The organism is Phytohabitans sp. LZ39, from assembly GCF_059359075.1.
The window spans coordinates 15308-27785 of the sequence record NZ_JCADBM010000040.1; the positions used below are offsets into that span (position 1 = coordinate 15308).

10 protein-coding genes are annotated in these 12478 nt (G+C 73.1%); 9 read left to right on the plus strand and 1 reads right to left on the minus strand.

Going from position 1 to position 12478, the window contains the following annotated elements; genetic code table 11:
- Window positions 1–200 precede the first annotated feature (200 nt).
- The 9 genes from AC5L36_RS43565 (at window position 201) to AC5L36_RS43605 (ending at window position 11352) form a co-directional block, all read left to right on the plus strand.
- Entirely contained in the window at window positions 201–4718 is a 4518-nt protein-coding gene (locus tag AC5L36_RS43565) for a CHAT domain-containing protein (protein ID WP_441217691.1), read from the plus strand.
- A 13-nt stretch (window positions 4719–4731) separates the two neighbouring features.
- A complete protein-coding gene (locus AC5L36_RS43570) occupies window positions 4732–5133 on the plus strand; it encodes a hypothetical protein (RefSeq protein WP_441217689.1) in 402 nt (133 codons plus the stop codon).
- Complete coding sequence (locus AC5L36_RS43575; protein WP_441217687.1) at window positions 5130–5936, plus strand: hypothetical protein; 807 nt, start codon at window positions 5130–5132, stop codon at window positions 5934–5936. The genes AC5L36_RS43570 and AC5L36_RS43575 overlap by 4 nt, the downstream gene beginning before the upstream one ends.
- Window positions 5937–6103: 167 nt before the next feature.
- Entirely contained in the window at window positions 6104–6688 is a 585-nt protein-coding gene (locus AC5L36_RS43580; RefSeq protein ID WP_441217685.1) for a (2Fe-2S)-binding protein, read from the plus strand.
- Window positions 6688–7662 (plus strand): FAD binding domain-containing protein, encoded by a 975-nt coding sequence (locus AC5L36_RS43585; protein WP_441217683.1) that lies wholly within the window; start codon window positions 6688–6690, stop codon window positions 7660–7662. Before AC5L36_RS43580 ends, AC5L36_RS43585 begins: the two co-directional genes overlap by 1 nt.
- Complete coding sequence (locus AC5L36_RS43590) at window positions 7662–9875, plus strand: xanthine dehydrogenase family protein molybdopterin-binding subunit (RefSeq protein WP_441217681.1); 2214 nt, start codon at window positions 7662–7664, stop codon at window positions 9873–9875. Before AC5L36_RS43585 ends, AC5L36_RS43590 begins: the two co-directional genes overlap by 1 nt.
- 264 nt (window positions 9876–10139) lie before the next feature.
- Window positions 10140–10487, plus strand: a complete 348-nt coding sequence (locus AC5L36_RS43595; protein ID WP_441217679.1) for a LapA family protein — start codon at window positions 10140–10142, stop codon at window positions 10485–10487.
- Between the two features lie 96 nt (window positions 10488–10583).
- Window positions 10584–11120: a DUF5994 family protein gene (locus tag AC5L36_RS43600; RefSeq protein WP_441217677.1), complete on the plus strand. Its 537-nt coding sequence runs from the start codon at window positions 10584–10586 to the stop codon at window positions 11118–11120.
- Between the two features lie 61 nt (window positions 11121–11181).
- A complete protein-coding gene (locus AC5L36_RS43605) occupies window positions 11182–11352 on the plus strand; it encodes a hypothetical protein (protein ID WP_441217675.1) in 171 nt (56 codons plus the stop codon).
- Window positions 11353–11438: 86 nt separating this feature from the next.
- Here AC5L36_RS43605 and AC5L36_RS43610 read toward each other — a convergent pair whose 3' ends face one another.
- The gene (locus AC5L36_RS43610) at window positions 11439–12347 is read right to left on the minus strand and encodes a nitroreductase family protein (protein WP_441217673.1); all 909 of its coding nucleotides are present in this window, start codon (window positions 12345–12347) and stop codon (window positions 11439–11441) included.
- Window positions 12348–12478 lie beyond the last annotated feature (131 nt).

Here is a 12478-nt window from a genome sequence, read left to right on the forward strand (position 1 = left end):
CGTCCGCCGCCGGCCGCGTGAGTAGCGCGAAATTAGATGCTCGGCGACCTGTCGACCATCGTGGGTAGTGGAATCCAACGCCATCTGACGTACGGGGGCTTTGACGTCTGTCGGATAGCCGGTCGCCACCGGACGGCGCGCTTCCTAAGGTATGGGTGGCCCGCGTCGGACGGGTGCGATGCACGTGTTGGGGGTGCGGGATGGTCGGCGGGCAAGATCCGCTCGCTGCCGTCGAGGCTCGGCTGGAGCACGCTTCCGAGCACGGCCTTGACGAGCTGCTCAGTGCTGAGGCCATGGCCGACGCGGAGGCGCTCGCCGCACTCGACGACGGCGACGATGTCAACGTGGCCTACCTGCTCGGCTGGTTTCACTGGCTGCGGTGCGAGGCCCGGGTCGAGGGTTTCCCGGAGGCTGACCTGCTGACCGCGATCCGATACCTGCGGCGGGTGTACGAGGTCGACCCCGACGCGGTGCCGGAGCGCCTGCTGGCGGCGATGGCCGACGACGACGGCGACGGCGACGAGGAGCAAGAGCGGGAGTTCGAGCCGGCGAAGGCGGCCGCGCTGGAGGCGGAGCGCCATTTCGACGCCTATCTGGACGGTGGCGGCATCGGGCGGCTGCGCCAGGCGGTGGACGCGCAGCGGGTGGCCGTGGCGCGGACGCCGGAGGGTGCCGAGATGCACCAGGCCCGCCTCTCCAACCTCGGCGCGATGCTCGGCTCGCTGGCCCGCGAGACCGGGGACGCGGCGGCGCTTGACGAGGCGGTCGAGGCGGGCCAGGCGGCGCTCGCGGTCACGTCGGCCCGGTCCGGCGACCGCGCGTCCGTCCTCGTCAACCTCGCCGTCACCGTCGCCACGTTCTACGAGCGGACTCGCGATCTCGACCACCTCACCCACGCGGTCGAGCTGTGGCGGTCGGCGGGCGTCGCCGCTGGTGACGACGAACGGGTCCGCCAACGGGCACGGTCGGGTCTGGCGGAGTCGCTGCTGGAGCTCTTCGACCGCACCCACTCCGACGACGCCGCGGTCGGGCTGGCCCGGCTCGCGCGGGAGGCCCACGGCACCGACCCGGATCCCGATCCGGAGGCCGCCGCCCAGCTGGCCGAGCAGGCGGAGTACATCCGCGGCATCGGTGAACGCACCGGCCGGGTGGAGGCACTGCGCGAGACGGCCGCGATGATGCGCACCGCGCTGGCGCTGCTACCGCCCGGTGACGGGCGCACCGCGGAGTTCCGGTCCCGACTGGACGCGGACACCGAGGCGCTCACCGCGCCTACCTCCGCCGGTGGCGACCCGCTGTCCCCGCATACCCGCGGCCAGGTCGACGAGCTGCGCGCGCGGCTGCTGCGGGCCACGCCCGACGACCCTGGGTACGGCGGCCACCTCGCCGACTTCAGCCACGTGGTCGCCCAGGCGTACGAGCGGACCGGCCAGGCCGAGTTGCTCGACGAGGCGGTACGAGTGGCCGAAGAGGCGGAGACGCACACGCCGGCCGGTGCCGACTTCACGCACGTCGTGCAGAACGCGCTCGCCGTCCGCCGGATCACCCGCTTCCGGCAGACCGGCGACACCGCCGACCTCGACGGCGCCCTCGACGCCAGCAACCAAGCCGTCGCGGCGGTCGGCGAGAGCCACCCGGAGTACGAGCCGATGCGGCGCAACCGCGCGATGTTCGGCCTGACCACCAGCGAGGTATCCGGCGTCGCGGACCTGTTCCGGCGAGAGCCGTTCTTCAGCGACCCGGACCGGTTGATCGGAGTGGCCGGCTCGCTGTATCTGCGGGCCGAGGCCATCGGCGACGCGGACGCCGCCGCACGAGGGATGCGATACGCCGAACGGGCGATGGACCTCGCCAGCGACGACACCGAGCGGGCCGAGGCGGCCAGCCTCCTGTCGATCCTCGTCCCGTTGCACAACACGATCACCGGGAGCAACGCCGACCTGGACACCGCGGTCCGGGCCGGCGAGACGGCGGTCGCGGCGCGACCGGCCGGCGACCCCGACCGGATCACCGCCCTGTCCAACCTGGCCAGTGCGCTGCGCCTCCGCGCCCACGGCGAGGCCAACGGCGACCTGCGGCGGGCGGCCGATCTGCTGCGCGAGGCGCTCGACCTGGCCCGGGCCGAGGGCGACTCGACGGTCACCGGGCAGATTCTGCTCAACTACATCGCCTGCCTGGACGAGCTTGCCGGCGGCACCGAGTCGGCGGCCTACCTGGTCGACTCGATCGGCACGCTCCGGGAAGCGCTAGGCGCGACCCCGCCGACGGGGCGGCTCTTCGTCGAGCTACACATCGCGATCGCCGTCCTCTGCGGCGAGCTCGCCGCGTCCACCTTGGCCGCCGACGACCTGGACAACGCGACCGAGACGGCCCGCCGTGCGGTGGAGATCGTCGTGGCGTCGCCGCCGATCCGGCAGTCCACGGTCGGGCGGATCGCGCACCTGGCTCGGCTCCGGTTCGAGCTCTACGCCAACCCGGTCGACCTCCGCACCGCCGAGACCGGGCTGCGCCACCTCATCGCCATCGCGGGCCCGGGTGACGACCTCGGCGCGTACCAATGGGACCTCGGGGTCGTGCTGCGTCTGCGCCGCGACGCTGGGGACACCGACGCCGACCTCGACGAGGCGGTCCAGCTGCTGCGCGAGTCGGTGGCCGCCAGTCCGGACGAGTGGACCGCCCGCCGCCTGCGCCGCCCATCGCTGGCCAACGCGCTGGCCGCCCGCTTCAAAGACGCGGAGGACGACGCCGACCTGGATGAGGCGGTCACCCACCTCACCGCCGCCACCGACGAGTCCAACGTGGACGAATGGGATGCGCCAGCCCTCCAGGGCCTACACCTCTACAACTACGCGGCTTTGCTGGCCGAGCGCTACCAGCGGCGGCACGACGCCGGCGACCTCGACGCGGCCATCGACGCCGGGCGGCGGGCAGCCGCGCTCGTCCCGCCGGACGAGGGGGTGCGGGCGCAGATGCTGTGCAACCTCGCGGTCGCGCTGCACACCCGTTACACGGCGACCGGCCGGTACGCGGACCCGGCGGACTGGGCGGCGGCGGTGGCCGCGTGGCGGGAGGCATGGGAGACGCCGTCCGCGCCCATCGGCGCGCTGATCCGGACCGCCCGCGGGTGGGGTCTGGCCACGCTGTCCATCGAGGGCGCCGAGCCAGCCGTGGATATCCTCGCCGGCGCGGTCGACCTCTTCCCGGCCCTCGCCTGGCGAGGGCTCGACCAGCGTGACCGCCTCGCCCGGCTGGACGCCGAGGCCGGCGCGCTCGCCCGGGACGCGGTCGCCGCGGCGACCGAGGCGGGCCGCCCGGACCGCGCCGTCGAGCTGGCCGAGGCCGGCCGCGGGGTGGTATGGGCGCAGGTCCGCGAGGCCCGCGCCAACCTGGACGGGCTGCGCGCCGTCAGCCCCGAGCTGGCGGACGAGCTCGTCGGATACACGGCCACGCTCACCACAGCCGCCACGCCCACCGGCTGGGACGAAGGCGGCGGCGGCGACCGCACGCTCAACCTCCGCGCGTATGCGGCCCGCCGCCTCGACGCGCTGCTCGATCGGATCCGTGCGCTGCCACCGAGCGAAGCACTGCCCCATCCGGAACGGTTCCTGCGCGCGCCGACGTTCGCGGAGCTGCTACCAGCTACCGCCGACGAGACGGTGGTGGTCGTCAACGTCAGCCGGCTGCGCTGCGACGCGGTCGCGGTCCGGTGCGACGGGCCGCTCGTCGTGCCGCTGCCTGAGCTCAGCCCGGACGGGGCGATCGAGCAGGCCGAGCGGCTGCTCAACGCGGTCGCGGCGGCCACGGACGGGGCGGCCGGCAACACCGAGCGGCTGATCCTGGAGTCGGTGCTCGGCGAGATCATGGCGTGGCTGTGGACGGCGGTGGCCGAGCCAGTGCTCGCCGCGCTCGGTGCCACCGGCTCACCCGAGGACGGCCGGCCCTGGCCGAGGATCTGGTGGTGCCCGACCGGCCCGCTGTCGGTGCTGCCGCTTCACGCCGCCGGGCTGCACGCGGCGCGGGACGGGCGGACGGTGCTCGACCGGGCGGTCTCCTCCTACGCCCTGGCGCCGTCCGGGCCGGCGACCGGGCGGCGGGCGCCGCGGCTGGCCCGCCGGAAACAGGAAATGCTCGTCTTCGCCGCCGCGCGCACGCCTGGCCTGCCGCCGCTGCCATGGGCGGCGCAGGAGGCCGCGCTGCTGGAGCGGCTGTTCGGGACCGATCGGGTCACCGTCCTGATCGACGAGTCAGCGACCCGGGCCGGCCTCACCGCGGCGCTCGGCGCGCACCCGTGGCTGCACGTCTCCTGCCACGGCCGGCAGGACCTGCTCGACCCGTCGGCCGCCGGGCTGTACGGGTACGACTGGCGTGAGGCCGGCACCGTCGACATCGACGACCTGGTGGGTGCGGGGGCCGGCGAGTTCGCGTTCCTGTCCGCGTGCCGCACGTCCGCGGTGGGCACGCGCAGCCTCGACGAGTCGGTCACGCTCGCTGCCGCGCTGCACCACGGTGGCTGGCGGCACGTGGTCGGCGCGCTCTGGGACATCTCGGCCGCCGCCGCGCTGGAGGTGGCCGAGGGCTTGTACCCGGTGCTCGTCAGCGGCGAGGCGCCGGACGCCACGGGAGCGGCGGCCGCGCTCCACGCTACGGTACAGCGGATGCGGGACGCGGCCCCGGAGCGGCCGAGTCGGTGGGCTCCGTTCGTACACATCGGACCGTGAAAGGACAGCCAGCATGACCGACGCTCCTACCGTCCGGGCCTGGTGGTGCGAGCGCATGCCGGTCTTCGCCGCGGCCGCGGACCGGTTCGGATGGGCGGGCCGGCTGGACGCGGCCGCCGCCGACATCGCCAACGGCACGCCGATCGCCGACGCCATCGCCGCGCACCGGCTGCCCCTCGACCCGGCGGACGCGGTCGAGGACGAGGACGTGGAGACGATGAAGGGTGCGGACCCCACCGACCTGAGCGCGCTCGGCGTGCCGGGTTTCGTGGTGCGAGGCTCCTACCGGTGCCCCGCGACACCGGCGTGCGGGCGCGCCGCGACCGCCGACCCCGACACGGGCCGTGCGCCGCGCTGCTGGGTCACCGACCGGCAGATGGTGCGCCGGCTGCCGCGCTTCGGGGGGCGCGGATGACCGACCTGGTGCTCACGCTCGGCCGCCGCATCACGGAACGCTGGGCCGCCGTCGTGGTCCTGCCGGGCCTGCTGTACGCAGCGGTGGCCGCCTGGGCCGTCGCGTGCGGCCACCGGCACGCGCTCGACGCGACGTACGCGCTGGCCAGGGCGCGCTCGGCGACCGGCGGCTGGGGAGACGCGGCCTCCGTCGTGGTACTGGCCGCGGGTCTGCTGGCGGCGGCCACCGTAGCCGGCGCGGTCGCCACCACCGTCGGCGAGCGCGTCGTCCACCGCTACTGGATCCGGGACGCCTCCCCAGCCCGCCAGCGCCGCCTTCGCGAACGGACCGAGGAGACGTGGGCCGCGCGGGACGACCAGCCGCCGACGCGGTACCTCCCGGTACGCGCCACCGCCGTCGGCGAACGCTTCCGGCTGCTCGGCGAGCGCCTGGACGCCGAATACGGCCTCTCCGCGCCACTCGCGTGGCCCCGTCTCTGGCTGATAGTCGACGCCGAGGTCCGCAAACTCGTCGACACCGCACACCGCCAGTACTTCACCGACGCCACCTGGGCCGCCTGGGGCCTGCTGTACCTGCCCTGGGCCGTCTGGTGGTGGCCGGCCGCCCTGCTCGGCCTCGCCGCGATCGCGATCGGCACCTGGCGCGCCCCGACCAGCGCGACCACGCTCGCGACGCTGATGGAGTCCACCGTCGACACCCACCAGGCGGCGCTCGCCGCCGCGTTAGGCGTGGCGCTGCCCGAAGACCGCATCACACCCGAAATCGGCAACCAGATCAACGACGCCCTCAACAAACGCGCCTAGCCCAAGCGTCCGCCGGCATGTAAACCGACCCGGGGCGTTCGGCTCACGACCGGCCGCCGAACGGTACCTACGCCGGCCACTTGGAGGACCGTCCTCGTCCCAGTGGCCCGCCGGTACGGCCCGCGGCAGGAGTCACCCGTGGCGGCCGCCACAGCACAGTTGTCCGCATGAGCGAAGGAACCAGCCGGCGGGCCGTACTGGCGGGTGGGCTCTCCATCGGCGTGGGCGCGGCCGTGGCACCGACGGGCGCGGTGGCGCGCGAACCCGCCGCCGCCGGGGAAAGCACCCTGACTCTCGTCGTGAACGGCCGTCGCGAGAAACTCAGGGTCGACGTGCGGGCCAGTCTGCTGGACACCCTGCGTGACCGGCTCGACCTCACCGGTACCAAGAAGGGCTGCGACCAGGGCGCGTGCGGCGCGTGCACCGTGCTGCTCGACGGCCGCCGCGTCCTCTCTTGCCTGACCCTCGCGGTGATGCACGAGGGGAGTGCGGTGACCACTGTGGAAGGACTGGCCGAGGAGGGCCGGCTGCACCCGGTGCAGCGGACGTTCATGGACCACGACGGATTCCAATGTGGATTCTGCACGTCCGGTCAGATCGTGTCGGCGGTCGGGCTGCTGGCCGAGCGGCCGGGCGTGACGGCGGCTGAGATTCCGGAGCTGATGAGCGGAAACCTCTGCCGCTGCGCGGCGTACAGCAACATCCGCGACGCCATCGAGGCCGCCGCGCACCTGTCACGCGAGGGGGAGTAGTGGACACGTTCGCGTACCAACGGCCGGGAACGGTCCGCGAGGCGCTGCGGCTGATCGCCGCCCACCCCGACGTCGAGATCATCGCCGGCGGCACCGACCTGGTAACCCTCCTCCGCGACCGGGTACGCACACCCGCGCGCCTCGTCGACATCAACGGCCTCCCGCTCGACGGGCTGCGGTGGAGCCGCGACGGCGTGCGGATCGGCGCCCTGTGCCGCAACGCGGTCGACGACGAGCGCCTCGCGGCCGCATACCCGGCGCTCGTGCGGGCGCTCCGGGCCGGCGCCTCGCCGCAGATCCGCAACCGCGCGACGTTCGGCGGCAACCTGCTGCAAGGCGTGCGGTGCCCGTACTTCCGGCTGCCCGAGTTCGCCTGCAACCGGCGGGAGCCCGGTGCCGGCTGCGCCGCCATCGACGGCGACGGGCGGTTGCACGCCATCTTCGGCACCAGCGAGGCGTGCATCGCGGTGCACCCATCGGACTGCGCCGTGGCCCTGCTCGCCCTCGACGCGACCGTGGTGGTCGAGGGCGCCCGCGGCACCCGCCTGATCCCGGTCGGCGACCTGCACCGCCTACCCGGTGAGACCCCGCACGAGGAGCACACGCTGCGAGACGGCGAGCTTATCGTCGCGGTGGACCTGCCGGCCAGCCCGTTCGCCGCCCGCTCGACGTACGTCAAGTTTCGAGAGCGTGCCTCGTACGCCTTCGCGCTCGCCTCCGCCGCCGTGGCCGTCCACAGTGAACGGGGCGTCGTCCGCCAGGCCCGGGTCTGCCTCGGCGGCGTGGCACCCAAGCCGTGGCGGGCATACGCGGTCGAGAGCGCGCTGCGTGGCCGGCGGCTCGACGAGGTAACGATCGCGGCGGCGGCGGAGGCGGCGACCGAGGGCGCGCGGCCGCGGCCGGACAACGCCTACAAAGTGGAGCTGGTCCGTGGCGTCGTGCGCCGGGCCCTGACCGAGCTGCGGGACAAATGATGGCGATCGGGCGGCCCATCAACCGCGTGGAGGCACGCGAGAAGGTGACCGGTGCGGCTCGGTACACCGCCGACGCCCGCCTGCCCGGCATGGTCTACGCGACGCTCGTCAGCAGCGCGGTATCCGCCGGCCGGGTGCGCGCGATCGACACCACCCAGGCGGAGGCGGCGCCCGGCGTGCTCGCCGTCATCACACACCTCAACCGTCCACAGTGGCACAGTTCGCCCGCCGCCCTGCGCTACCAGGAGACCCGCTTCCCCCTCGCCGACGAGCACATCCACCACCACGGCCAGTACCTGGCGGTCGTCGTCGCCACAAGCCGGGAGCAGGCCGCGCACGCCGCGGACCTCGTGGCGGTCGACTACGAGACCCGACCGGCCGTGCCCACATTGGACGCCGCGCTGCCCGGCGCGCACCCGCCGGTCTGGCGCTTCGAGCCCGAGTTTCCGACCGCCCTCGCACTCAACGACCCGGAGGGCAAGCTCGCCGCCAGCGACGTGACGCTGGACCTGGAGTACCGCACGCCGTACAACAGCCACGCCCCGATGGAGCCCCACGCGACGCTCGCACACTGGGAGGGCGACTCCCTGACGGTCTACACGACGAGCCAGCACGTCCACGGCGACCGCCCGATCATCGCCGGCGCGCTCGGCGTGCCGCTTGACCGGGTGCGGGTCATCTCGTCGCTGGTCGGCGGCGCGTTCGGCAACAAGACGACGGTCTGGGGGCACACCCTGCTCGCGGCCGTGGCCGCCCGGCAGACGGGCCGCCCCGTCCAGCTCGTGGTCACGCGCAAACAGGTATTCACCTGCCACGGGCACCAGCCGCCGATCATCCAGCGGCTGCGGGTCGGCGCCAACCGGGACGGCACGCTGCTGGCGATCACCCACCATACGGTCAACGGCACCCCGGTCCTCTTCGACCGGCCGGAGGGCGCGATCTCCCCCACCGGCACCGTGTACGCACTGCGGAGCATCGGCGTCCGCGTCGAGGTCGCGAGCATGCACATGCCCACACCGGCCACCATGCGCACGCCGGGCGACGGGCCGGGCATGTTCGCGGTGGGCAGCGCGCTCGACGAGCTCTCCTACGCGCTCGACATGGACCCGGTCGAGCTGCGCCGCCGCAACCACCTCGCGGCGCATCCGCTCGAACAGCGGCCGTGGAGCGGCAAGCAGCTGCTGGAGTGCTACGACGAGGGGGCCCGCCGATTCGGCTGGGACCAGCGCGGGCCCCGCCCCCGGATGATGCGCGACGGCGACGACTGGGTCGGCTTCGGCATGTCGTCCGCGCAACGCCTGGAGCACCACGGACCGGCGCGCGCCGCCGTGGAGATCCGCGACGACGGCACGGCCGAGGTACGCACCTCCACCCAGGAGATCGGCACCGGCAACCTCACCACACTCACGCAGGTCGCCGCGGACGGCACCGGCATCGAGCCGGCGCGGATCGGCTTCCGGTCCGGCGACACCACACTGCCCGAGTCGTCACCGACCTACGGGTCCCGCACCACCGGCAGCACCGGCACGGCCGTACACCTGGCCGCTCTCCGCGCACGGCAGGCCGCGGTCCGCCTTGCGATCGCCGACCCGCGCTCACCACTGCACGGTCTGCCCGAGGAGCGGATCGGCGCCGCCCGCGGCCGCCTGTACGACGTGGACGCCCCGCGCCGCGGCGAGACGTACCGTGACCTGTTGTGCCGCAACGGCCGGCGCTCGATCGTCGAGCAGGGCTTCCACGACCCGGCCGGTCGTGATCCCCGCTTCTCGTACGCCACCTTCGGTGCTCACTTCACCGAGGTGCGCATCGACGACACGCTCCGCCGCGTGCGGGTCACGAGGCACGTCGGCGTCTTCGCGGTCGGCCGCGTACTCAACCCGAAGACCGCCCGCAACCAGGCCCAGGGCGGCATCATCTACGCGCTGGGAGGCGCCCTGATGGAGGACCTGGCGGCCGACCCGGTGACGGGCCGGTTCATCGCGCCCGCCCTGACCGACTACCACGTACCGGTGAACGCCGACGTCGGCCAGATCGACGTGTCCTTCGTGGAGGAACCGGACTACAACGCCCACCCCCTGGGCGCCAAGGGCCTGGGCGAGGTGGTCGCGGTCGGCGTACACGCCAGCATCGCGAACGCCGTCTACCACGCCATCGGCATCCGCGTCCGCGACCTCCCCATCACGCCTGACAAGCTGACCGGGGCGCCGTCCTGACACCCCGGTTGGCACAAACTCAATTGGCCGAGTCGGCAGGTTCGGGGGAGTGGACGATGGACTACGCACCCTGGCCGTCGTCGACGGCACCGAGCAGATCCCGCCAGCCACAGCGGCCCCTGACGCACTCCAGATGCGGCCGGTCGCGGCAAGCTCCGGGCGGATGCCGGCGGCCGAACGGGTGTACGATGAGGGTATTCCGGAATCGACGACATCCACCTTGAGGTGCCCGCCACGCCGGCCACACCCCCTAAAGGGGATGTCATGTCCAACGACTTGCGTCGTTTCCGCGGCGTTTCCGATGACCTGGCCACCGCGGTGCCGCCAGAAGTTCCGGTCTCGCCCCCGACAGCGTCCGCCAACCGAGTGCCGCGCACCCGCACCGGCGCCGCCTGGTTCGGTATCTGCGCCACCGCGCTGCTGTCGGTGATCCTGATTGTGTTCATGGTGCAGAACACCCGCAGTGTGCGGGTCGACTTCCTGTGGATGGACGGCAGCCTGCCGCTGGCCCTGGCACTGCTCGTCGCCGCCACCGGCGCCGCACTCCTGACCATGGCGGTCGGCGCGGCCAGGATCACCCAGCTACGCCGCCTGTCCCGCCAGCGCCACTGACCCGCGCCCGGACATCCGGCACCCTAGCCACCGCACCCCCAACCAGCCCGCCGCCGGTTTCGACTGGCGACACCGGCGACGGGCGAGGAGCCGACCATGAGCGCCACGACTGCCGCCGAACGCATGATCATCACCTCGTTGGCGCCGCCATCGACCCCACGGCTGCGGCTGGAGTCCACCGGCTCGCGCCGTACCCTGCTGGACGGTGCCTGGTGGCCGCGCTCCACCGACCCCGTCGCCGAGCTACCGGGCCTGGTTCTGGCCCTCGACAAGGTCCGCGGACCGGTCAACCGGCTGGTTCTGGCGGCCGCCGGCTGGGACAGCCACCCTCGTCGCCTCGGCGTGGCCGGCCGGGTCCTGCGGCTGGGCTACTTCACCAGCCAACCGGTCAGTCTGCTGACCGCGATCGGCGACAACGATCGGATCGACCTGCTCGTCGTCCCACCCAACACCGCCGACGGCATGGCCGACGCGGCCATGGTGCTGGCCGCCACGACCACCAATCTCGTCCACGCCCAACACATCATGTTGGCCGTCAGCATCCCCACCACACGTCCGATCGACGGCACGGCTGAGGACGCGTGGGAGGCCGAAGGCGGTCACGGCCGTCCCGTTCCGAGCCCGGCACAGTAGGAGGCGTGCGTCAGTCAGCCCGACCCGGCGTGCATGCCGGCATCCCTCGAAGGTGGCAGTGATGCACGTCGAAAAGACTCGGATCATCGAGGCGCTGCGGTCCAGAGGACTGCACGAAAGGGCCGACTGGGTCGACCGGCAACTGCCCATTGTCGTCGATACGCACGAGAACGGTTCCCTGCTGCGGATGCTACAGATCGACCTAACCGCGATCGGACGGCCCGAAAGCTAGTCAACCCGCCAGCGCTTGAGCAGCGGTATCCGCGCGAGGTGTTCTCCGGTTTGACCCCGAACGACGCCGTTCAGGCTGGCCACCGGTTACGACACTTCGAAAATCCGGTCGATCGGCTGCTGCGGAGCGTGGGCCTGACCGGCGTCGTCCTGGTCGATGGTGCCCAGGCGTAGGACCAGGTACGGGTGGCCGACCCTGGTGAGGAGGGTCCGGATCGCCTGGCGGGTGCCGACCATCTCGGCGGTGGCGCTGAGGGGGAGGAGGGAAACGCCGACCTCGGTGGCTGTGAGCCAGGCCGCGGACAGCGCTTCTCCGGCGCGTAGCCAGTTCAGTGGTTGGTCCCCGCGGTCGTAGAGAATCGCGAACAGCGCTGACCGGTCGTATCCGGCGCTGAGGTGCTGTTCACCGTCGTGGCCGAAGTCGCGGTCGCGGACTGTGGCCCAGGCTGGCTGCGAAGGAACGGCGGCGAGGTGGCGCACCTGGTCTGGGTACAGGACGTGGAGCAGTGAGCCTTCGGCGTGGACGGCTGTGATGATCGCGGTCAACTCGTCGGGGCCGATCCGCCGGCCGGACAGCGGGCGCTGGTCGGTGTGGCGTACCCCGATGGTCTGTCCGCGGCGTACCGTCAGCGCCTCGATCGGTGTCGGCGCCGGGCCGTCCGCCTGGAGCCGCGCGAGGTGCTCGGGCCGGGCGGAGTCGGGTATCCGGGTCACGGTGGCGCGCCAGCCCTGCGCGGCCAGGCTGACCCGGGCGTGGTGCAACGCGGCTCCGCAGCTCAAAATCGCCAGGCGGGCGTCCGGGTCGGTGAGGTCGGAAAGGCGGCTGGGTTCGACGTGGAGGTCCAGCCCGTCGCCGGTCATGTGCCACCGCCACGGCGGGACGTGGTGGAACGACGGGGCGAGGCCGGCCGCGGCCACTGCCACGGCGAGCGCCTCGGTCACTGTAGGGGTGTCGGCTCCCACGTCGGTCGGGTAGGCAGAGGCGTTGGTGGCCATAGGGCATTCCTTCCTGGACGTGCCGGGCCACGGTCGTGGCCCGATCGGCGACGCCCGGCCGCCGGGTGCTCGGCGGTGACCGCTCTGTCCATACCCGACAGACACAGTGGACGGCACGATGACCGCAACCA